The sequence below is a fragment of the Photobacterium sp. GB-50 genome, from assembly GCF_003026755.1.
Classification (GTDB): Bacteria; Pseudomonadota; Gammaproteobacteria; order Enterobacterales; family Vibrionaceae; genus Photobacterium.
The window spans coordinates 13,700-35,798 of sequence record NZ_PYNX01000024.1 but is presented as its reverse complement, the minus strand read 5'-3'; the positions used below and the strand labels follow the sequence as shown (position 1 = coordinate 35,798).

The window sequence follows — 22,099 nt, the reverse complement described above, 5'->3', positions numbered from 1 at the left end:
GCATAAATTGATAAGTTAGCTGATGCTATCAGCTAACTTAATACTCATTAGCCCCAAACGATCAGGCTGTAGTTCTTTTTACCACGGCGGATCAGAGTGTAGCGACCAAAGAGTTTGTCAGCGTCTGTAAACTCATAGAATGGTTCGCTTACTTTCTCGCCATTAACCATGATTGCATTTGAGCTGATGTGTGTTTTTGCTTGACCACGAGAACTTGCAAGACCAGATTTAACTAGCACTTGTTGTAAATCATCGCCATTTTCAGCTTCAGCACTTGGCATACCATCTTGCGCTAGTTGAGCAAAATCAGATTCAGATAAGTGCACTAGATCGTTTTCAAATAGGCAGCGAGTAATGTTCTGTGCCGCTTCTAATTGCTCTTGACCGTGAACTAAACGCGTTGCTTGCTCAGCAAGAATACGTTGTGCTTCAGGTGCTTTGCCACTGTTACGATCTGCTTCTTCAATCTGTTGAATTTCTTCTTCAGAAAGGAAAGTGAAAAAGCGTAGGAAACGATATACGTCAGCATCTGCAGTGTTCATCCAGAATTGGTAGAACTTATATGGGCTTGTTTTTGTTGGATCTAACCAAACCGCACCACCTTCAGTTTTACCAAATTTAGTACCATCAGATTTTGTGATTAGCGGTACTGTCATACCGAACACTTGCTGCTGGTTCATACGACGAGTAAGGTCGATACCTGCCGTGATGTTACCCCATTGATCAGAACCACCGATTTGTAGTTCCATCCCCATTTCTTTGTTCATACTTGCGAAGTCGTAAGATTGCAGCAAGCTGTATGCGAACTCAGTAAAAGAGATACCTACTTCATCACGGTTAATTCGTTGCTTAACAGATTCTTTGCTGATCATTTGGTTTACAGAGAAGTGTTTACCAATATCACGTAAGAATGTTAGAACATCCATATTACCGAACCAGTCATGGTTATTTACCATACGGGCAGGGTTTGTTGCATTGTCAAAATCCAAGAAAGGAGAAACTTGGCGTTGGATTTTTGTCACCCAACCTGCAACTGTATCTAAAGTGTTAAGTGAACGCTCAGTCGCTTTGAAGCTTGGATCTCCAATCATACCAGTAGCGCCGCCAACCAAAGCTACTGGATTATGACCCGCTTCTTGGAAGCGCTTAAGGCAAAGTAGAGGAACCAGATGACCTAGGTGTAAACTATCAGCCGTTGGATCAAAGCCGCAATATAATGTAATCGGACCTTTTGCTAAACGTTCGCTTAAAGCTTCTTCATCCGTAATTTGAGCGATCAGACCGCGATCTTTAAGCTCTTGAATTAAATTCAAATGATTCATGTGTTCTCCAATAATCATTTTATTTACGTTTAATTAAAAATAGGTACGGCATTATTCAATGTCAGTATCTGGTTTATTATGACTTGTAGGCCAATTAATCCCACAACAAATAATACGATATTATTTGTTGCGACATTATATTCAATTTGATGTTGTTTACCACGAAGTTTTCTAAGGGCAAGAACAGGAAATAGAATCGCTAATATAGTCAAGAAAATTGCAGCGGCACCTAAAGCAGGAACAAAGCCATTCGGGTACACAAGAGTGAAAACCAAGGGTGGCAAGTAGCATAGTACCGCAGTAATTAATCTATCTTTGGTATTATTACCATGTTTAAAGGTACTTGCCAATGAATCAAATAGTCCCAATGAAACACATAGATAAGAAGTGAACATTGCGATGGATGAGAAAGCACCAATTAGATAAATTATGCTATTTTCTTGAATGAATATCTGCATTTGTTGAAGCATTACCCCAACATTTGAGCCATGCTGTGCAATATATTGAAAACTATGGTTACCAAATCGAGGTAACGAGCCGAGCATGGTTACTTCCCAAACAATGTAAACGACCAGAGGAATTAAACCGCCAGCGATAAATACATTCCGTAATGTTTTAGGATTTTCACGGCCAATATATTTCACCATGCTTGGAACACTGCCATGAAAACCAAAGGCAGTAATGAAAACAGGAATAGCAGCTAAGGCATATTTGGATGAATCGTGGATATTGACTAAAAACCGACCATGAATGAATGGAATAATAGTAATAACAAGCGTAAAAAAGATAACAATGTTAGTACTAAATAAAACGCGGTTAGCCATATCAACAGCTTTGGTGCTAATAAATACAATGGTTGCAATTATTAACGTAAATATAATCGCAATGATATGAGAGGGGACCGAAATATGAAAATAATCGGTTAAATCACTCTTGTAAATAGAGGATGCGCCTGCAATATAGGCACAAGATAAAGCATAAAGTAGCAATAATAATGATAGATTTATTACCCATTTACCAGGTTTACCAAACAGATCATAAGCAATCGCTTCAAAACCTGTACCGGTTGGGTAATTAAGACATACTTCTAATAACATTAATCCGGTATAAGTCATTACCGCCCATAAAACGGTTAATAAGATTATTGCATTATAAATACCTAAGCCTGCAGAAATTAGCGGAAGTGCAAGCATTCCTGCGCCGAGCATTGTGCCAGAAATAAGCAGTGTCGCACCAATAGCTTTTTTATTCATGACGTGTATCCTGAAAAAATACCTAATAAGATTGTTATTAGGACGTAATTAACTAGCCATCAATAACAAAAAGACGGCGATAATTAATCGAGATATTAATATCTTTCATCGTATATAGAAGAACGCCAGTCTTTAAAGACTGGCGTTTATTTTCCTTTTTAAGCAGCAGTATGTGCTAGTTTTTGTTTATTTTCTTCATCAATAATTTCACTTAGAAGACTTGTGAATACATCACGAAGGTTATTCCAGTAATTATTGAAACGAATTTCATCACGTAGGAAGTGAGTCATTACCGCTGAACGAAGAATGTAAACAGAACCTACAGTATTCCATTCGTCTTCACTAAAGCCACGGCTCTCAGCGTATAGACGAGGAGTTTGACCGTATTCTTCTTCTGATAGAGAAGTAGAAGAAGTTAGGAAGTCTTTAGTGTAAGTACGGCCTGTTGCGTAAGAGCATAGTTCGTAAATACGTTGGTTTAGGTGGTTGTGTGCTTCAAGACTATCATTGCCGATTTCTTTGAAAGTAAAGTCGACCATGTGGAAGTCAGGATGCATTAGAGGGCGAACCTCAAAGCGACGACCGTCAATAACAAATGGTTCAGCCGTTGCGAGTTTCTTCGCAAACCAGTCAGCCGTCACGATACCACGGCCAATCACATGACCGTAACCACTTACAGTTAGTGGTACTAGGCGATGAGCAGCCCATACTGCAGCGGCAGTTGCACCTGCTTTTGAACCTTCCATGATTGATGAACCTAGAACAACTTGCTTATCCGCTTCGTTCTCGTCACCCGCTTCTTCGAATACGTAAGCGGCATGGTATGAAATCAAGTCAACAATACGCTTGTCTTTCATTGCCACTGCGCCAGCTGCGTACTGGATGAAGCCCACTTTATGTGGATCAACAGTGATAGAGTCAGCTTCTGACATGGCGTGGAATGCATCATACACTTCACGTTTTGGCCAGATAACACCTTCAGGAATGATGTCATCGCTACGATAACGTTCGATTAAAGCGTCGTATTCCATGAATTCGTTGTTGTCATCAAGGAACATAGAACGTACATAGCCACCGTAAGCAGCATCAACGTGAATGTAGAAAGATGAACCGTATTTCTCTTCACACTCTTTACGAAGTTTTATCACTTCATGAACCGCATCGATAGAACCTTCCTCGGTAGTACCCACAACAGATACCATACCTAAGATAGGTGTACCTTCTTCCATTAATTTAAAGGTTACTTCGCGCATTTTTTCAACGTCTGTACGGTAGTTACCATCAACGTCTAGTGGTACAATGTGCTCTTGACCTAGGCCAAGTACGTCCATTGCTTTCATCCATGAATAGTGCTTAGAACGTGGAACAAGGAATTTACCAAGTTTACCGGCATCAACACCGACACCACGTGCTGTTAATGCACGAACTTCTTCAAAGATACCGCGTTTTTTCAACTCATCAGTAAGATCTAAAATATCTTTAGATTTCATGTTTAAAAGTTGATGCTCAGTCATGCCTTCAACAAGGTCTTTTGACTTGTCGCATGCAGCGATTGCTAGAGGCATTGTTTTAAGGTTACGAGCAACCCAAACACCTTCGTAGTTAGCAACAGTACCGCCAGAAGTAATGTGCGCCCATGATTTATTTACATCGTAACCAAACATGCGGCATAGGTCATGACCTGCTTCTAACTCAAGCTCTGTGGTCACAGGAGAGGCTTCATGTGCACAGTTGTTTGGGTTGTAAAGCATGGTCATCACGTATGCAAGGTTTGATACCATTAGTGTATCTGCGTTCATGTGGCCTAAATAGCGAGGAGAGAACCAAGGCACTGATTTAGTTTTAAGGCGTGCAGATAATCCCTGTAAGATACCTTCTGTGCGATAAAGTGTATCGCGGAAATCTGGTTGGTGTTGCATTACAGGGTTTAGCATAGGTGCATCTTCTGGGTGGAAGTCTGAGCGCCAATGCATGTGTTCGCTAATTGCGTAATCCATCATTTCTTTGAAGAATACTTGGTTTTCTGATTTAGGACCTAGGAAAAGTGCGTCCACATTCATTTTTTCGCTCATAATAAAACCTATTTTATCTTTATATAGAAATACTATTTCTGTTTATATTTATCTGTTCGGTGAAAAATATGTCAGAAAGAAAATTAAATTAGTTTTAACAAATAATGGTTTAAAACTGGGCTGTAAATAAAGTGCAACCATCAGGAGAAGCAGAAGTAGAATAGGGAACAACTACTTCTCCTGTTTATTTGTTTTGTCTTTTTATTTGATGATAAATAAGACTTAGTTTGTGTGAGTTACTGGTGCTGCATTATCCGCTTTAGCTCGGTTTGAATATTTACCCCAAGCGTAAACAATAATTGGAATAATAATCATGATAACTAAACCAAAGAATTGGAAGTTAAAGTAACTGTTTGCAGTACCGTCGTAACTTGATGGTGCTTGGAAGCCGAAGTAACCTGCAAGTAAACATGTAGCAATACCTAAACCTGAACAGATCCACATACCAATGTTACCGCCAGGAACTGTAAAGCTACGTTGTGCGTCTGGACGCTTATAGCGTAGGTAAATCGCAGCAGAGAACATCAGTAAGTAAGCAACGATATATACAAGAGATGTTAGACCTAGAAGCATAAAGTAGAAAGAATCTACGTTAGGCATCACACAAATAAGCACACCCACGATTGAGATTAGGATAGCTTGTAAGTAAATAAGGTTAACAGGTACACCTTCTTTATTTGTCTTTTGAAGTACTTTAGGTAGTGCACCAGCGTTTGCTGTTGCTTGAAGACCACGAACGGGGCCTAAAACCCAAGAGTTAACTTGACCTGCAAGACCGATAGCCATACATATAGCCATGATAGGTGTTAACCAGCCTAGACCCCACATATCAAAGTAAGTTTGGAATGCTTGAATAAGACCTGCTGTCATTGAAATGTGCTTAGTTGGAATACCGATGAAGATTGCAAAAGAACCTACAACAGAAACGATAACCACAAATAATGCAACTAAGAACACTGCGATAGGGTAGTTACGTTCAGCGTTTTTAACGTGAGAAACGTTAGATGCTGATACTTCCATACCCATAACAACGAATACGAAGCCAATGAATAGTGCCCAAGTCCCCTTATTTGATAAATCAGGAATAAGGTTTGCAGTTGTTAATGAAAGGTCAGTAACAATTGGGTGACCACCAACAAGGTAAGCGATAGCACAAGCTACAAGTACAAAGAAAGGTAAGAATACACCTAAAATTACACACAGAGTGGATACCCAACCCAGTGTTTTAACACCTCGCATATTACCCAATGTACATGCCCAGTAAACCACTAATATAACAGCAAGAATGTACATTTTATTTTGTGCTAACGCTGGGTCAAAAGCATAGGCAAAAATTGCACCGACAATCATCAATATGGATGTCATGCCAAAAACCATTTGAATCCATTGCATCCAGACTGCAATAAATCCCATACGTTCACCAAATGCTTCGCGAACCCAGATGAAGATACCACCATCTTCTGGGAATGCTGTTGCAAGTTCAGCGGAGACAAGTGCTGTTGGAATCATAAAGCAGATTGCAGCAGCTAATGTTAAAAAGATCGTCATCATTCCTGGCTGCGCTGTCATAGGGAGTGTACGAACACTCATAACAACCGCAGCGGTAATCATGACGAAACTGAAAACGCCAATTTTAGCGGGAGAAGCGTTGGTGGAGCTAGCCATTGTAGACCTCAAAATCTATCAGTTAAGCAGTAATGAGATAAAAACATCTAATGCTATAAAGCATGGTAAATATCGATATTTTTAATTACCACGTCCAAAAATCGATTTTTATGGTAGTGACTAACGGTAATTTTGTGAAGCGAAATTAATTCCAAATTCCGATTGTTTAATTTGCATTTTTAAGCAATTTACGAATTAGGAATAATTGTATAATGAATGAATACAATATGCGCATGTATGCCTAGTGGTTATATTTGGTCATTAATGGCGAGATGATTAACAATCCATGTTAAAAAGCTGGCGAATAGACCGGTTATTGTCGCCAGAAATAACATTACAACAGGGGAAAAAATGTAAAATGAAATATAGTATTGGTGTGATGTGCTAATAATGTTTAAAATATAAGGTGTTGTAATAGAAAGAAAAGTTATCGAAATCCATGTAAAGAATAACAACCATGCAGAATATGATTGGACAGTGATGAGCGTTTTGTTATGAAAATATTCATAGTGCTTAATAATAATATGTAAACTAAACAGAGGCAGAAGTGACCAAAAAATAAGCGCAAAGCTAAAGACACTATGCTGTGGGTGCCAATTAAACATAAGTACATTAATAATAAAGATGCTAATAATTGAATATGCTCGGTAAGTCATCGTTTTAAAAGAGAAATTAGGTATTAATGGGCAAGATTATATTGTGGTGTTCAAATTAATACCGCTATACCGCGCATAAAATGAAGAAGAGCCGTCATTTCTAAACATTATGGTAATAAACTGGCCATTTAGCGCATTTATATGTATTTTTAACCTTCTTGTATGCTATTGCAGAATTTATTTGTGTGAATATTGATTTGTTAACTTGTTAATTTATATTGTGAAAAATACAGACTCTATTGTGAGTTTCTATCTTTAGAACAAAAAAAGTAAACGTCAGGAATAATTACTTCTCTTATTTAATGGTAAAGTGTTCTAGCATTATTTTGTGAATAGAATAAAGTTTGAATTATTATTCATTATTACTGTATTAAGTTTTCATTGAAAACAGGGGGGATCCCATGTTTCGTAATGTGGATATGTTTAATATTCGGTAAGATGTAAGTGATAGGATTATTCCGAATTTGTATTGTGTTATTTATGATTAAGATTAGATGGTTGGTATGACTAAAGATAATTTTGCAACCATAAGCGATAGAGTAATGTGCCAGATTAGGCATGATATCTTATGTGGTGAGTTTGAGGCTGGCCAGAAGCTGATATTGAGTGAATTAAAAGAACGCTATCAAGTTGGCGGTACTCCTTTAAGAGAAGCGATGGTGCAATTAACTTGGCAGAAGTACGTCAAGATGGAGCCTCAGAAAGGATTTTGGGTTGCCGATGTTTCACTCGATGAATTACGTGGAATTTTAAAGGCACGTTTGGCCCTAGGTCATGTTGCGTTAAAAGATGCGATTAAAAAGGGGGATGAAGCATGGGAACTACAGGTTTTAACGGCCTTTCACAAGCTTAATCGGTTAGATCCTGAATCAGCATTGTTTGATTATGATGAATGGGAATTGCGCCACAAAGAGTTTCATCTATCGCTTGTTGCGTGTGAAGGCTCTGAGTTTATACTCGATATGATCTCAAATGTTTATGATCAGCAAGAACGTTATCGACATTTCTTATTAAGCGCGAACCTATCACCAGAGAAGCAATATCATGACAATGGTGAGCATGAAGCGCTGATGAAAGCGGTGTTATCGCGTAATGTTGAACTCTCTTGTCAGTTATTAAAAGAGCATGGTGAACGTTTGTACCAGATACTTGAAAAAGCCCCTTCACTGAAGGCGTTACTTAACTAGCCAAATGTTAAAGTAAGACATGCAACACACGATAATTGATTAAGTTATGATGCTTAACTTAATCAATTAATTAATGTTTGATTTCATTATTTCTAATGACGTTAATTAAATGAAGTGATAACTTAATTTCATTGTTATATAAATGGAATTAATTTGATGTTTAAATCGCTCTCTCCAGCCCAATTGGATCCTATTCTTTCCTTATCGATCGCATATCGAGAAGATCCGCGTGTCAACAAAATAGATTTAGGTATTGGTGTTTACCGCAATAGCCTTGGTGAAACACCGATCATGCAAGCGATTCAACTTGCTGAGAAACGCTTAATTAAGACACAAACAACAAAATCATACGTGGGGTTAGCGGGTAGTGAAGTCTTCAATCAGTCGATGATGGATCTTTTACTTTCAGGAACATCGGCACATTCTCGCGCTGCAGCGGTGCAAACACCGGGCGCGAGCGGTGCGTTACGTATGCTTGCTGATCTTATTCAAGTTGCACAACCTGATACAACCGTTTGGTTAACCAATCCGAGCTACGTTAATCATAAACCTGTAATGGAAGCAGCAGGTTTAAAGGTGAAGTTCTATCCGTATTTCGATCCTGAAACCAAGCAAGTAAATAGCGAGGCGATGCTCAACGAACTGGCTAAAGCAGGCCCTAAAGATGTGGTGTTATTACATGGTTGCTGCCATAACCCGACAGGTGCTGATATTAGTTTTGCCGATTGGCAAGCGATTACGGCATTGGCAAACAAAAATGGTTTTATGCCGTTTGTCGATATGGCATATCTTGGTTTTGGCGATGGCTTAGAACAAGATGGTGCTGGCCTTAAGTATATGGCTGACAATACAGAAGAGATGGTTGTCGCGACTTCTTGTTCAAAGAATTTTGGTTTGTACCGTGAACGAACGGGTGCTGCGATTATTATTAGTAATAGTCAGCAAGAAGCACAAAAAGCGAAAGGACGTATTCTTACTTTAGCGCGTTCAAGTTATACCATGCCACCAGATCATGGTGCGGCTTTAGTTGCTGATATTTTAAATGATCAGAAACTGACAAATATCTGGAAAGATGAATTAGATACCATGCATAGCCGTATCTTGACGCTACGCCAAGGGCTAACACAAGCGATACGTCAACGTGGTAGTGAGCAGTTTGATTTTATTGAACAGCATAAAGGTATGTTCTCTGTAACAGGTTTAACGCCTGAGCAGATTTTAACGCTACGTGAGCAATATGGTATTTATGCGGTAGGAGATGGTCGAATAAATATTGCCGGCTTACAAGAAAAGCATATCGACCACTTGGCAGATGCTCTAGTTAGTGTGTCACGATAATTAATAATAAAGCCTGCATCTATTTTGATTAGTGCAGGCTTTTTACTTATGTTCTGTTATTTACCGGCAACTTTTGCCGCGAGTAATCCTTGCATTGCGTAGACATTAGTTTTGCCATTAAACTCAAGAGTCAGTGGTTCATGTTGACCAGAAATCCATAATTTTAATTCTGCATCTAAATCGAAGTGGCCTTTTGTTTCTACGGCATACATGGTGATCGATTTGTAAGCAATAGAACGGTACTCTACTTTTTTACCTGTAATACCTTGTTTATCAATAAGGATCAGGCGGTAGTCCGTTAAAATGATCATATCGCGAACAAGTTTGTATGCGAGTTCAATATTTTCGTTTGGACCAAGGATGGTTGATAGCTCCTCAGTCGCATCAGCGATACTCATTTCACCAGCGTTGCCTAACAGTGCATTAAAAAGACCCATGTGTTCTTCCTTTTATCCTTGATAACTAAATGATTAATTTATCGATATACTGTTTTCGATTTTAATCGAATTGTGTTTTTTACACTAGCAGAAACATGACAAGGTTTGGGTGAGCTTTTCGTTAAAAGTCTGGAAAAGTATTGGATATAAAGGGAAACACATAATAGATATGTAAATGTTCCCTTTAAACATTGGTGGAGCTGTGAGTATCCAATTTCAATTGGTAACTTCGATAATGACTTCATAGATAGAGGGGGAGCGTAAAATCGTTTTCAGATAATAAAGGTACAGTAAAAGACATTTACGTTAACAGCATACTTTAGCGCTACCTTTCTGCTCACAACGCAGCGTGAGTGAAACGCTGCGTTTTATGATATTTAAATAGAGGTTTAATCAGAACGACCACGGCCAATAATTGGGAATTGATCTATGACTTCACTTCCTCTTACGGCATACAAGGTGTTGAAATTGTTTAGCGTTGTATCGCAATGGCTTGGAAGCAATATGAGTTGTTGGCCTATTTGTAGTGGTTCATGGTTATTAATGAGGTGAATAATACCATGTTCATCTCCTCCCGATTTGTAACTAAGCATGTCGTCACTTTCTACTTTAGGCATGCCAAGATCAATAGAAAGACATTTCATACCTGCATCAATGATCGCTCGCTGTGGGGTAGGGTGGCTAATAACAGTACTTAATACTTTTAGAGTGACATCAAATTGGTTATTTTGATACTGATCATTTTCATCACCAATATCTTGATAAGTAGGATCCATAAACAAGTAAGAGCCTGCTTGAATTTCACTAAACCCTAGCCCTTGATAGGCTTCATATGTGCCCGTTCCACCACCACTCACAATCTCCGGTGCCAGCCCTTTAGGTGTTAATACGTTATTAATGTAATTAAAGAGATCTTCAACGACTGTTCTTGCTTGAGTATTTCGCTCTTGATAACCTTTTATGTGCTGCAAGTGACCACTGTATGCCTGCAACCCAACATAACTTACACCATCAGAACAGTTAATTGTTTCTATAAATGAAATTAAGTCATCACCGATCTCCACGCCACAACGTTGTTGACCACTTTCTACTTCAATCATTAATTCAATACAAATTCCCGCATCTGTTGCTGCTTCTGAGATATCGATGATGTGCTGCTTATGATCAATTACCTGAATAAAGCGATAGTCGGGATATTGTTGATAAAGTTTGACTAAACGTTGAATCTTATTTTTTCCGGCTATAGGGGTTGTTATTAGAATATCGTTAATCCCTCCGGCAGCCATAACTTCGGCTTCGCCAAGTTTCGCAGTACATATTCCTTGTGCTCCTGCATCAATCTGCATTTTCGCTATAGTGGGGCTTTTATGTGCTTTAGTGTGCGGTCTGAGATTTAACTGTAGAGCATCAATACGTTGTTGCATTTCGTGTATATTGTTTTTCATTTTGTCGAAATCAACGATCAAAGCTGGTGTGGGGAGTTGAGCGATATTCATTGTTAACTTTTCTCTCTTTTTATTTTTAAGGGAAGCTGTCTTATTTTCGCCCTATTTGTTCTTGATAGCGATAATGAATTTACGAGTATATTTTTTATAGAAGTAAGAATCCTTATGAATATAGCTACGAACACTTGTGTTCACTGGTTTCGCAAACTTTTTGATGAACTGTTGGGTGTCTGTGGATCAGGATAAGAATAGGAGAAAATGAGGCAGGAAATACAGCTGGAGAGGATATTTCAACCCAAAGTACTGACGTACTCTGGGAGGAAAGTTCATTCATTACCACAGAAGGAATGTGGATTTTTAAATATATTAAGACATTGCAATATAGCCTTTATCTTTAATGATTTTTTGTCCTTCTGGCGACATGATCCAAGCTAGGAACTCTTTAGCTGCAGGTTTTAGTTTACCCGGTTGGTTTAGCACCAAGAAGGGACGTGAAAGTGGGTAAGTCTTATTCAGTACATCTGCAACAGAAGCCTTATGGCCGTCTACCTCAACTGCTTTTAACGAGTTATCAATAGAACCTAATGACACAAAACCTATCGCATCTTTGTTATTCGCAACGACTGTTTTTTCAATACCATTACCACTCGCAACTTGTGCGCGTTGGCTGATAGTCGATACTTTAACGCCGTTAATTTTTGTGGTTAATTCCATTAACTCTTCAAACGCACCTCGAGTACCAGAACCATTTTCACGTGTTGTCACAACTACTGGGTCACTATTACCACCAACTTGAGACCATTGGGTAACATCACCTTTAAATAATTGCTCGATTTGCGATTTTGTTAGGTTGTTAACCGGGTTTTTTGGGTTAACAACAACAGCAATACCATCACGAGCAATTTCCGTTTCAACCAATCCTGCTTTTTTCTCTTCTGCTGATAGGTTACGTGAAGCCATACCTAGATCATTTACACCTTCGATTGAAGACTTAATGCCTGCAGTTGAACCCGTACCGTTGATGTCAATAAATACGTCAGGGTGGCTCTTATGGTAGGTTTCACCTAACACTTCCATTACCTCTGTAACAGAAGTTGAACCTGATACGGCGATGTGTTCTGCAGCCATAGCCGATGTAGATACTGCCGCAGAACTTAAAATTAATGAAAGTGCAAGAAGTGACTTAGTCATGTGTATCCTTTAGGGGCTTAGTTATTTGCTGACTAAGTTAAAGCGACTATGTGACAACTTTGTTTCAAAAAATATTATTAGGAAGCAAGGTTAGATTCCAATAATGAAATAGTTTTGTTTCAAAAGTGGTTAAAGACCACGACGCTTCCAAAATTGCCCTTCATCATTATTGAAAACATTGAAGGTTTTTTCCGCAATTATGTTGTTATTCATTTCTAATGTCATACGCCACGGGCCAACTTTATTGCTGATGGGAGCCCAAATTGTATCGCCAAGGTAAAAATCCCAATCATTATTACCAACATAAACATACCCATCGAATGGTTCTAAGACTTCACCGTCGTCATTAGTGATGTTGGGGTGGTAAATGCAGTAATGAACCTTTTCGCCTTTGGCTTTTTTTATATTAACGGTAAAGCCAAATTCAATATCAATTTCAGCTGGAATGTCTAAGGTAAACTCTTTGATCTTCGGTAGCTTTTTTGAGTCTGCATCCCAGGTGGTGAAAATGCCGTATGAGTGTAGGTGTATAATAGGTTTATTTTTTGCCATTGATTGTGGATCTCGTTTGATGAACGGTACGGATGAGATAACCGAATAATAAATCAAAAAACATTAATTTTCTTTTCAAATTAAGATGTTAGCAAATATTTCTTCAGGGTATGATATGTTTTCTGATAATTTAGATGTTAATAACTCTTATTATGAATGGAAATAGTAAATGGAACCAACAGTTTGGATATGGGGTTTACTAGCATGCGCTGTCGTTAGTGGGTTTTATCGTAAAACACTATTGACTGGTGTATTAGTTACTTTAGCTTTACTTGCTGCGGTATTTCAAGAGCGGTTATCAATCATTGCTATCGCTGGTGTTGCGATTGGTTTTTGTGTGGCGTATTTCACCGCGAAGCAAGAAGGGAAGTGGCGTTATGCTGGGTTAAGCTTCATGTTGATTTGGTCTTTAGCGCTTTTTGCTCACGCAATTCCCGGTTTTGATAATCTACAAGTACTAGATAAGGTGTACGCTAGCCTTGATAGCACACCGTTTACTATGTATTTAAATTTGGATAAACCGTTGGTTTTCTTTGGTTTGTTATTGGCTTATCCAGCATTGTTAGGGAGTAACAAAACTTGCAATTTTAAAGTACTCGCTTTAGTTGTGATGGGATGCTTGTCGTTATTACCTATTGCTGCGGGGTTAGGAGCGTTAAAGTTTTCTTTTTCGACACCACATTGGTTGTGGTTATTTGTATTAAACAACTTGTTGTTTACTTGTGTAGCAGAAGAAGCACTTTTTCGCGGTTTTATCCAACAAGGATTATCGAAGCGTTTCGGTTGGGTCATCGGGCTTGTTGTTGCTAGCTTACTGTTTGGATTTGCACATATTGCTGGTGGCATGTTACTAGTTGTGTTCGCAGGTCTTGCCGGTTTATGTTACGGCTTGGCTTTCTATCTGACAGGGCGTTTATGGGTAGCTGTGTTAGTACACTTTATGTTTAATTTGACGCATTTGATTTTCTTTACTTATCCGATGTTAGCAAAATAAGTAATAAAGCGGTCAGATCAAGGTGACCGCTTTATGTATTTATTACTGACGAGTTATTAGCGTAAGTGATCCATGACGACTAACACCGCTGCGAGTGTGTCGCTACCAAATGCCACACTTCGCTCTGGTGACCAACCGTATAAGCTGTCTGGTTGGTTGTTGTGATCTTTAAATGGCATTTCAATGGTGTAAGAAAGACATTTAAACTCTTCTGCTACCCAGTTAGAGCCGACTGTTAGGTTTGCTTCACCGGGCTTATCTTTATCGTAACCATGTTCAACTTGGAACTCTGGTGTAATTGTTAGCAGTGCTTGCTTGAACATATTTTCAAGATTTTCTAAGCGCGCATCATAAGATGGAATTCCTTCTGAACCCGCAACGAAGTTATAAGGAATCGCTTCATCACCATGAATATCAAGGAAGAGATCCACACCTGTTTCAAACATTTTTTCACGCACGTAGAAAACTTCTGGACTGTTTTCTAGTGATGGTGTTTGCCATTCACGGTTAAGGTTTACACCAATCGCGTTTAGGCGAAGGTGACCACGCGCACTACCATCTGGGTTCATGTTAGGCACAATGTAGAAAACGGCTTTTTCAAGTAAAGCACGACCGACAGTATCGGTTTCATCCAGTAAACGTTGAATAAGACCTTCAGCAAACCATTCAGCCATTGTCTCGCCTGGGTGCTGACGTGCAATCACCCATACTTTCTTTTTATTTTCAGCGGTTGATTCATCACCAATAACCAATAGACTCATATCTCGGTTATCAAGTGTGTGGCCTAATGTTTCTAAACGGCAGTTGTAGTGGCTTTGTGCAAGGTGAAGAAGATCTTGATGGCGGTCATAGCTGTATGGTGCAAAGTAAGCAAAATACATTGATTCATTTTCAGGGATCACGCTGAAGGTTAATTTATCGCCATCAAATTCAGCTGGAATGCGGAACCATTCTTCACGATCGTAAGAAGCAACGACATCATAGCCTTTCCAGCCTTCAGGGTAAGCTGAATTTGCCAGATCTAGGATTGTAAAGTTATGCGGTTGTTGAGCTTCTGTTTCTAAACGGAAGTGGAACCATTGATGAAGTTCAGAGTTATTATCGTTAGGAATAGTTAACTGAATGTCGTCTTTGCTATCCGCTTTAACAACGTTAATACTTCCACTTTCAAAGTTACTGAAGATTTTCATTTTTAGTTTCTCATTCTAGGCTTTAATCTCAACTTACCACAAAGATAGTCTGCCTATGATGTTTTTTCCGTTATAAAACACGGCAATTGATTTGTATGATTAATAAGTAATCAGTCGTTCTACTCAGATTGAAGGACGACTGACGTTGAGCGCGATTATTTCATTTGTGAATAGTATTCAGAGATATCGGCGATATCTTGATCTGATAAATTTTTAAGTTGGGCTTTCATCATTGACGACATCCCCCCAGTGCGGCTGTCATTTAAATATGCTTGCATTGAGTTATATAAATACTCTGCATTTTGGCCTTTTAGATTCGGGTAATCTGGGCGTGGTGCAATGCCGTTGCTGCCGTGACAAAAACGGCAGCTCGGCGTTTTTATTTCACCTTGGGTGGCATCACCATCAGGCATTGCCATAAGTGAGCTTGAAAAGAGAAGCGTGATAAGACTTGCTGTAAAAAATGAATAGCGCATAGTTTTTATATGACTGCAAAATGAAAGGTAATTACTATCATAAGCTGTTGTTTATACCATGCAATATTTTGTTATTGTTTGATGTAACAATATGTTAGTAACTTTATTCCAGGTAAGTGTTATCACGCTATGAAGATTCAATGTTGTCACAAGGGGGACTTTCTAAACTATTGACTAGTGCCTTAATAAATCGCGCAGCTTCTCCCCCCGTACATGCTCGATGATCAAAGGTAATAGAAAGAGGCAGTACTTTTATGGTTTTTACTCGTTCGTCTTCCATGATCACTTTATCCATGATCCGTCCAGCACCAATAATGGCAACTTGCGGTGGTGTCACAACGGGAGTGGCAAAAATACCGGCAATAGCGCCGTAGTTAGAAAGTGTGATGGTTGCTTTTTGTAATTGATGACGATCTATTTTTCGGCTGCGAATACTGGCAGCGGTACGATCAATCCAGCGTCGGATCCCTTCCTGATGATATTGTTCTGCATGATGTAACACAGGCACATACAGGCCATGGCTGCTATCGACAGCAATACCAATATTAACGGTTTTATGTAAACACCTTGTCATTGTTTCCGCATCAAACCATGCATTAAGCGCAGGCTCTATATGACAGGCGTTATTAATAGCTTTAACTAGATTGACCGTTATGTCGTCATCTTTTTGCCAGTGATATAAATGTGCTTCTTCAGTCAGAGTGACTGAAGCGACATCATGGTGCGATCGCGTCATATTTTTTGCCATATTGCGGCGCGATCCTCTTAATATTTCAGTCCCTGGTATTTGTTGTTGGTAAGCAAGATAGACATCATTATCAATAATTAAGTGATTAGCCCCAGATCCGGTAATTTCTTTAATATTGACACCTAATTTCTGTGCCAATAACCGTGCTGAAGGGGTCGCAATTAATGGATGATGTTGATTAGCAATCGAGTGTAAATTAACGGTTTGATTTGCATCATCACAGATCGGATCAACATCAACATGTTTATCAAGCTGGGAAATGTTGCCTACAACAGTAGTCGAAGAGGATCTGTGATTTGCAGAGCTTGGACTGATTTTTTCTGGCAGTGCGCTCGCAGTATTCGCGAGTAACTCATCTATTTCTAGCAAGCATTGACCAATATTAATAACATCGCCTTCGTTACCATAACGATGGACAATTTTTCCACTATAAGGTGCAGGAACATCAACCGTTGCTTTTGCTGTCTCTACAGTGACGACCACTTGATCGGTTTTCACAGTATCGCCAATATTAATATGCCATTGCACAATTTCTGATTCAGCGAGACCTTCACCAAGATCGGGTAATGTGAATGCTTTCATTGCCAACCCTCCATGAGTTCACGAGCGGCATTTACAATGTCATCGTGTTGGATCATAAAATAATCTTCATTACGATAATAAGGCATGATGGTGTCAAAGCCAGTTAGACGTTTAGGCGGCGCTTTCAGTAAGCACATCGCGCTTTCAGCTACTCTTGTAATGATCTCTGCACCAACACCGCAGGTTTTTGCTGCCTCATGCACCACTAATAAGCGGCCTGTTTTTTCGAGTGATGCCGTAATGGTCGCCATATCGATAGGTTTGATACTGGCTAAGTCAATCACTTCAAGTTCTATGCCATGATGAGATAAGGTTTCTGCTGCTTGAAGTGATTCGACCACACAAGCGCCCCAAGTCACTAGGGTAATATCTATTCCTTTTCTCAACGTAAAACATTGCTCAAGCGGTAAAGCGAGACCGTTATTTTCGACATGTGATTTAACGGTTCGGTAAATCCGTTTGGGTTCAAAGAATAAGATCGGATCGTTACTGCGAATCGCGGCGAGCAGTAATCCATAAGCACGTTGCGGTGAAGAGGGGATCACAACTTTTAAGCCCGGAATGTGGGCAAACATTGCTTCGATGCTTTCAGAATGATGCTCTGGTGCATGAATGCCTCCACCGAAAGGGGCTCTAAACACAGCAGGGCAGGTTAAGCGGCCGCGAGTACGATTTCTTAGTCTTGCTGCATGGCATACTAGGTGCTCCATTGCTGGAAAAATAAAGCCTTGAAATTGAAATTCAGCAATAGGTCGGAGACCCTGTGAGGCCATACCAACAGTGACACCAGCAATTAACGACTCTGCCAGTGGTGTATCAATCACACGTTTACAACCAAAATCCTGTTTTAAACCGAGTGTGGCACGAAAAACGCCACCATTTTCACCAATGTCTTCACCCAAAATAACGACATTAGGATCGTGCTGCATTTCATAGTGAAGAGCGAGGTTAACTGCTTCTATTAATGTAATATCAGCCATTACTCCCTCCTGAATTTTGCTTCTCCATTCGCATCGCTTTATTGATAAGCGCGTCGCGTTGATAGTGCAGATCGGGATCGGCTTTCTCATAAAGATAATCGAATGCTGATTCTGGCGCTTGTACAGTGAGAGCAAGGTATTGTTCAACGGCTTGATTAATACGCTGATGGCAAATGTCTAACCATTGTGACTCTTCGGTTTCTGACCATAAATTTTGATTGATTAAATAGGTTTTTAATCGAGCAATAGGATCGTATTGCCACGCTTGTTTGACTTCTTCATCTTCACGATAACGAGAGGCGTCGTCAGCAGTCGTATGATCACAAAGTCGATAACTTATCGCTTCTATTAATGTCGCACCTTTACCTTTTCGTGCCTGATCTAAACTTTGTAGAAGGGCATCGTACATGGCAACAATATCATTGCCATCAACCATGATACCTTTGATTCCTGCGCCTTTGGCTTTATCGACTAAGTGTTCGGCATGACATTGCAAATGCAGTGGTACAGAGATCGCCCATTGATTATTGTTGATTACAAATACTAAGGGGATATTCCAAACACCAGCGCAATTGAGAGATTCTAAGAAGTCACCTTTTGAGGTTGCGCCGTCACCACAAGTAGCAACGGTTGCTCTATGTAATCCTTTGATTTTCATTGCTGCTGCTATACCGACAGCATGAGTGCATTGTGTTGAAATTGGCACGCAAAATGGCATATCGTCATTATGTGAAATATCAGGGGATGTTGAGGGGAAATTGCTACCTAATTCATCGCCGCCCCAGTATTGCAAGTTCTGCAACATACTTATACCCCGCGCCCATAGTGCGGGCATATCACGGTAATAAGGGGCAAGCACATCGGTAGATTGCATAGCAGAACCAATCGCGATACCAATGGCTTCCGCGCCAAGGTGTGAAGGATAAGTCCCTAACTTTCCTGTTCTTTGTAAGGCAATTGCTTTTTTATCATAGTGACGAACTAAAACCATATCGCGGTAAAATTGCTGTAGCAATGTATCATTAGCCCACTCAGGAAGAGGGGTGACTAAATGACCACGGTGATCTATATAACGATGCATGGATTGTGTCTGTCTATTCATCCCAAGCTCCTTGTGTTTTATCACCTCTTTATTATTTTCTGCTAAGAAGTGAATCGTTATAACGGCTTGAACTGGATAATTTAAGTGTAACGAATAGACAGCAACTTGCTTGAGCTTTCTCGTTGATATAACAGTAAACAAAACAATACAGCGAATTTATTGGAAAAAAGACCTATTGTTTACAAATGGTAGTTAATTATGCTTATCATTGATGTAAATTATGGTCTTTTATGTTGCTATGTGTCTGGCGATAATCTTACCCGGCTAAAACGTGCAAACCGTGGAATACCTCGTTCGGTATACCCGTTGTAACGAAACTGAATGGTAGTGCCAAGGGGGGGAGGGTTTTTGCGTTGTTGTTCAGTAAAGCCTGTTCCTATCTTAAAGGTTTTATTATTGATTGTTTTTACCCAAATAGATCCCATTAATCCCTGATATTTTCCATTTCCCTTTTCGTAACCAATAACAATTGCTTCAGCATCTTGATGTTGTTTGAGTTTTAGTAACTTATTTGTTCTGCCTGCGACATAGTAGTTATTGATATGCTGAAGCATTAAGCCTTCACCATGGTTATTAACGATAATATCAAGCCATTGCGTAAGAATACTGATTTCGTTAATACGTTTATGCTCAACTAGATAAAGCACGTTGTTTGGCACTGTACTGTGAGTCTGGATAAGTTTAACTAAGCTGTTGTAGCGTTGTTCAAAAGGTAAATCTGATGTAGGTAAATCAAACACCATATACTTGACGTTACGCCATGCCTTGTCATTAGGGACGTGATCCATGACTATTTTAGTCAGAGCTTGGAATTTACCACGTTGTAGCCATAATTCACCATCAAGCGCTATTGCGGGTAAGTTTTTTATAAACCAATGAGGAGCATGGATTTGTCTACCTGATTTTGTCGTAAGTTGTGTGCCATTCCAATAAGCTCTAATGCCATCAAGCTTCTCACTAACAAGGTATTCTCTGACAGGGAATTCTATATTATCAATAACACTGTTCTTGTCATTAAGGTGCTGTAAATCTAAGGCTTTAGCTTTCATTAATTCAGGGGTTGATTGTGCAGAAAATGAAAGTGTCAGCATGACTAATGCTGCGATAGGTGAGAGCGGTTTATTTATATAATTAAGATGTTTTCTTGAGGAAACTTCAGCAGCAGTCAATATGTTTATCATCGCCTAACCTCTAAATTATAATTAGTAATAATTAAGGTATTAGACACTTGTGATAATGGAAAATATCAATACGGTTTCATATTGAAATAGTGTGTTGTCACTCTAAAATTTCTTCGAGATGATACAAGCATTAACAATTTAATGTGTTTTAAGTATATTTAGTTGTTGTTAAGTCTCGATAATGATGTCGTTTTTTTAACTACAACATCCGCCTTTGTTGTATAGCTATCAGCGCAATTATAGAAAGCTTGTGCTTGTTTATGATCAGCAACAAAAGAGAGCGGTTGCTCTAGTCCTTCTATATAAATCCGCGAGCGGTTGCCGTGAGAGCGAAAAGTATCGATGAATAATTTTGGGCTGACATTATCATTCGCGATAGTCGTGCTGTAGATGACATTTTTACTATCAATACGTTTGAAAAGGTTATGATCGACTAAGTACTTTATATCTGCTTTAGTTTTATTAAAGATCGGCTCTTGAGTTAATTTACCTCGAGATGGTGCGGATAAGTCATTGAAATGATATATTTTAATATCAAATTTACTATGGTAATTAGATGATAATGCCAAAATAATCTTATCTTGATGTCGCTCTTCTTTTATACGTAACGTACAAGCCGAATTGTTTTGGATATAAACTGAATTTTCAAGCAGAGGCGTTGAAAAAGCAGAAACAGTGAGAAAAAGTAGTGGTGTAATCATAGTGCGCACCATATAGACATACATCAGTGTAAATCGAGGACAACATTTTGTTCCTACTTTAAACACTAGTGCTTATGGCAATCAAAATGTGGCTAACATTACAAACTATTATTTGTAATACACATTATTATTTCTGAGACGGCAATCTAGATTTATAGATAAAGTCTTAAATTAAACTGTACGAAGTGAGGTTGTTCGAAACCTTGCTATAAATATGACAATTGATTACATATTAAATGTTAAATTACGCATTTAGATAATAACAAAAATTAAAAATGTGCTGTTGCTGTATGTTTAGGAGAAAAAAATATGTCGAGTAGTACTACAGGAAAAACTACAAAACGTAACTGGAAATTGTCGTTACTTCTTGGGTTATTAGCTGGCGGGGCATTGGGCGCAGGTATACAGCATTACAATAATGTGCCTGTGACGACGGCATATAGTACGTTAAAAAGTGACTATCAGTCAGTAGTTGACGAACTCAATAAAGAAAAGTTATCAGTTAAACAGTTAACAGATGAGAAAGCGTTACTTGTTGAAAGCTCTAATCAAAAGTTAGATGCACTAAATTTGCAGTTAGATCAACAAAAGGTTCAGCTTGAGCAATTAACACAGCAATTAACTAATATTCAAAAGCAGCAAGAGACAACCCAAAAACTGGTCGTGACCAAAAAGAAACTTAATAAAGAAGTGGTAGCGCTAAAAACTAAAACCAAGCAACAAAAAGAAGTGATCGATAATTCAAATGTGTTGTTTGAACAAAAATCAAAGACACAGCATGATTTAGCTGTAGTTCAAAGGCAAATAGTGGCTCTTAGCCCTGATATAAAAAAAGCAAAAAAAGCATGTGCAGAGTTTAAATCCGGTAATAGCTGGAACTGGGTATCACAAAAAGATTGTGATAATTACGCGGCTTTTCAACAGAAGCTTAATACGTTAAAAGCACAAGAAAGCCAGTTAAAACAGTCGTTAGCTACGCTTAATAAGAAAATTAATGCGTAATGAGTTAACCTTTATCAAGGTTCTT

General features: G+C 38.9%; 19 protein-coding genes. 4 read left to right on the top strand and 15 right to left on the bottom strand.

All coding sequences use genetic code 11. The features are described from left to right. Positions 1-47: 47 nt before the first annotated feature. From tyrS to C9J41_RS19570, 4 genes are all read right to left on the bottom strand, one after another. The gene (gene tyrS, locus C9J41_RS19585) at positions 48-1,322 is read right to left on the bottom strand and encodes a tyrosine--tRNA ligase (protein WP_107208413.1); all 1,275 of its coding nucleotides are present in this window, start codon (positions 1,320-1,322) and stop codon (positions 48-50) included. Between the two features lie 29 nt (positions 1,323-1,351). Continuing rightward, positions 1,352-2,575: an amino acid permease gene (locus tag C9J41_RS19580; protein WP_107208414.1), complete on the bottom strand. Its 1,224-nt coding sequence runs from the start codon at positions 2,573-2,575 to the stop codon at positions 1,352-1,354. Positions 2,576-2,733: 158 nt separating this feature from the next. Beyond that, a complete protein-coding gene (locus C9J41_RS19575; protein ID WP_107208415.1) occupies positions 2,734-4,647 on the bottom strand; it encodes a pyridoxal-dependent decarboxylase in 1,914 nt (637 codons plus the stop codon). A 222-nt stretch (positions 4,648-4,869) separates the two neighbouring features. Next, entirely contained in the window at positions 4,870-6,312 is a 1,443-nt protein-coding gene (locus tag C9J41_RS19570) for an APC family permease (protein ID WP_107208416.1), read from the bottom strand. A gap of 1,150 nt (positions 6,313-7,462) precedes the next feature. Here C9J41_RS19570 and C9J41_RS19565 point away from each other — a divergent pair. Both C9J41_RS19565 and C9J41_RS19560 read left to right on the top strand, forming a co-directional pair. Then, complete coding sequence (locus tag C9J41_RS19565; protein WP_107288041.1) at positions 7,463-8,155, top strand: FCD domain-containing protein; 693 nt, start codon at positions 7,463-7,465, stop codon at positions 8,153-8,155. 156 nt (positions 8,156-8,311) lie between these two features. Continuing rightward, positions 8,312-9,493 carry an amino acid aminotransferase gene (locus C9J41_RS19560; RefSeq protein WP_107246064.1) on the top strand — a complete coding sequence of 394 codons (1,182 nt, stop codon included), beginning with the start codon at positions 8,312-8,314 and terminating at the stop codon, positions 9,491-9,493. A 56-nt stretch (positions 9,494-9,549) separates the two neighbouring features. On the opposite strand, the gene C9J41_RS19555 is transcribed toward C9J41_RS19560, so the two are convergent. From C9J41_RS19555 to C9J41_RS19540, 4 genes are all read right to left on the bottom strand, one after another. Beyond that, a complete protein-coding gene (locus C9J41_RS19555; RefSeq protein ID WP_107208419.1) occupies positions 9,550-9,930 on the bottom strand; it encodes a PH domain-containing protein in 381 nt (126 codons plus the stop codon). 389 nt (positions 9,931-10,319) lie between these two features. Next, complete coding sequence (locus C9J41_RS19550; RefSeq protein WP_107294922.1) at positions 10,320-11,426, bottom strand: DSD1 family PLP-dependent enzyme; 1,107 nt, start codon at positions 11,424-11,426, stop codon at positions 10,320-10,322. Positions 11,427-11,741: 315 nt separating this feature from the next. Then, complete coding sequence (locus tag C9J41_RS19545) at positions 11,742-12,566, bottom strand: phosphate ABC transporter substrate-binding protein (protein WP_105062077.1); 825 nt, start codon at positions 12,564-12,566, stop codon at positions 11,742-11,744. Positions 12,567-12,695: 129 nt separating this feature from the next. Then, the gene (locus tag C9J41_RS19540) at positions 12,696-13,118 is read right to left on the bottom strand and encodes a DUF3859 domain-containing protein (protein ID WP_107208421.1); all 423 of its coding nucleotides are present in this window, start codon (positions 13,116-13,118) and stop codon (positions 12,696-12,698) included. A 169-nt stretch (positions 13,119-13,287) separates the two neighbouring features. Here C9J41_RS19540 and C9J41_RS19535 point away from each other — a divergent pair, with 169 nt between their 5' ends. Beyond that, positions 13,288-14,112, top strand: coding sequence for a CPBP family intramembrane glutamic endopeptidase (locus C9J41_RS19535; protein WP_107247941.1), 825 nt, complete (start codon positions 13,288-13,290; stop codon positions 14,110-14,112). 56 nt (positions 14,113-14,168) lie between these two features. On the opposite strand, the gene C9J41_RS19530 is transcribed toward C9J41_RS19535, so the two are convergent. From C9J41_RS19530 to C9J41_RS19500, 7 genes are all read right to left on the bottom strand, one after another. Beyond that, complete coding sequence (locus C9J41_RS19530; protein ID WP_107292810.1) at positions 14,169-15,302, bottom strand: M14-type cytosolic carboxypeptidase; 1,134 nt, start codon at positions 15,300-15,302, stop codon at positions 14,169-14,171. Positions 15,303-15,457: 155 nt separating this feature from the next. After that, on the bottom strand, positions 15,458-15,778 hold the full coding sequence (locus C9J41_RS19525; RefSeq protein WP_107208424.1) for a cytochrome c: 321 nt from the start codon (positions 15,776-15,778) through the stop codon (positions 15,458-15,460). Between the two features lie 127 nt (positions 15,779-15,905). Beyond that, complete coding sequence (locus C9J41_RS19520) at positions 15,906-17,108, bottom strand: dihydrolipoamide acetyltransferase family protein (protein WP_107294921.1); 1,203 nt, start codon at positions 17,106-17,108, stop codon at positions 15,906-15,908. Further along, entirely contained in the window at positions 17,105-18,088 is a 984-nt protein-coding gene (locus tag C9J41_RS19515; protein WP_107294920.1) for an alpha-ketoacid dehydrogenase subunit beta, read from the bottom strand. Before C9J41_RS19515 ends, C9J41_RS19520 begins: the two co-directional genes overlap by 4 nt. Continuing rightward, positions 18,081-19,190 (bottom strand): pyruvate dehydrogenase (acetyl-transferring) E1 component subunit alpha, encoded by a 1,110-nt coding sequence (gene pdhA / locus C9J41_RS19510; RefSeq protein WP_107294919.1) that lies wholly within the window; start codon positions 19,188-19,190, stop codon positions 18,081-18,083. Before pdhA ends, C9J41_RS19515 begins: the two co-directional genes overlap by 8 nt. Before the next feature lie 236 nt (positions 19,191-19,426). Continuing rightward, positions 19,427-20,371 carry a DNA ligase gene (locus C9J41_RS19505; RefSeq protein WP_107247945.1) on the bottom strand — a complete coding sequence of 315 codons (945 nt, stop codon included), beginning with the start codon at positions 20,369-20,371 and terminating at the stop codon, positions 19,427-19,429. A gap of 158 nt (positions 20,372-20,529) precedes the next feature. After that, on the bottom strand, positions 20,530-21,072 hold the full coding sequence (locus C9J41_RS19500) for a hypothetical protein (RefSeq protein ID WP_107208429.1): 543 nt from the start codon (positions 21,070-21,072) through the stop codon (positions 20,530-20,532). Between the two features lie 309 nt (positions 21,073-21,381). On the opposite strand from C9J41_RS19500, the gene C9J41_RS19495 reads away from it, so the two are divergent. Beyond that, on the top strand, positions 21,382-22,074 hold the full coding sequence (locus C9J41_RS19495) for a hypothetical protein (protein WP_107261846.1): 693 nt from the start codon (positions 21,382-21,384) through the stop codon (positions 22,072-22,074). Positions 22,075-22,099 lie beyond the last annotated feature (25 nt).

Excerpts from the sequence above, each read along its gene's own strand:
- C9J41_RS19555 (WP_107208419.1), bottom strand. The coding sequence starts at position 9,930 with ATGGGTCTTTTTAATGCACTGTTAGGCAACGCTGGTGAAATGAGTATC.
- tyrS (WP_107208413.1), bottom strand. The coding sequence starts at position 1,322 with ATGAATCATTTGAATTTAATTCAAGAGCTTAAAGATCGCGGTCTGATC.
- C9J41_RS19545 (WP_105062077.1), bottom strand. The coding sequence starts at position 12,566 with ATGACTAAGTCACTTCTTGCACTTTCATTAATTTTAAGTTCTGCGGCA.
- C9J41_RS19520 (WP_107294921.1), bottom strand. The coding sequence starts at position 17,108 with ATGAAAGCATTCACATTACCCGATCTTGGTGAAGGTCTCGCTGAATCA.
- C9J41_RS19530 (WP_107292810.1), bottom strand. The coding sequence starts at position 15,302 with ATGAAAATCTTCAGTAACTTTGAAAGTGGAAGTATTAACGTTGTTAAA.
- C9J41_RS19575 (WP_107208415.1), bottom strand. The coding sequence starts at position 4,647 with ATGAGCGAAAAAATGAATGTGGACGCACTTTTCCTAGGTCCTAAATCA.
- C9J41_RS19565 (WP_107288041.1), top strand. The coding sequence starts at position 7,463 with ATGGTTGGTATGACTAAAGATAATTTTGCAACCATAAGCGATAGAGTA.
- C9J41_RS19495 (WP_107261846.1), top strand. The coding sequence starts at position 21,382 with ATGTCGAGTAGTACTACAGGAAAAACTACAAAACGTAACTGGAAATTG.
- C9J41_RS19580 (WP_107208414.1), bottom strand. The coding sequence starts at position 2,575 with ATGAATAAAAAAGCTATTGGTGCGACACTGCTTATTTCTGGCACAATG.
- C9J41_RS19540 (WP_107208421.1), bottom strand. The coding sequence starts at position 13,118 with ATGGCAAAAAATAAACCTATTATACACCTACACTCATACGGCATTTTC.
- C9J41_RS19505 (WP_107247945.1), bottom strand. The coding sequence starts at position 20,371 with ATGATAAACATATTGACTGCTGCTGAAGTTTCCTCAAGAAAACATCTT.
- C9J41_RS19500 (WP_107208429.1), bottom strand. The coding sequence starts at position 21,072 with ATGATTACACCACTACTTTTTCTCACTGTTTCTGCTTTTTCAACGCCT.
- C9J41_RS19515 (WP_107294920.1), bottom strand. The coding sequence starts at position 18,088 with ATGGCTGATATTACATTAATAGAAGCAGTTAACCTCGCTCTTCACTAT.
- C9J41_RS19560 (WP_107246064.1), top strand. The coding sequence starts at position 8,312 with ATGTTTAAATCGCTCTCTCCAGCCCAATTGGATCCTATTCTTTCCTTA.
- pdhA (WP_107294919.1), bottom strand. The coding sequence starts at position 19,190 with ATGAATAGACAGACACAATCCATGCATCGTTATATAGATCACCGTGGT.
- C9J41_RS19535 (WP_107247941.1), top strand. The coding sequence starts at position 13,288 with ATGGAACCAACAGTTTGGATATGGGGTTTACTAGCATGCGCTGTCGTT.
- C9J41_RS19550 (WP_107294922.1), bottom strand. The coding sequence starts at position 11,426 with ATGAATATCGCTCAACTCCCCACACCAGCTTTGATCGTTGATTTCGAC.
- C9J41_RS19570 (WP_107208416.1), bottom strand. The coding sequence starts at position 6,312 with ATGGCTAGCTCCACCAACGCTTCTCCCGCTAAAATTGGCGTTTTCAGT.
- C9J41_RS19525 (WP_107208424.1), bottom strand. The coding sequence starts at position 15,778 with ATGCGCTATTCATTTTTTACAGCAAGTCTTATCACGCTTCTCTTTTCA.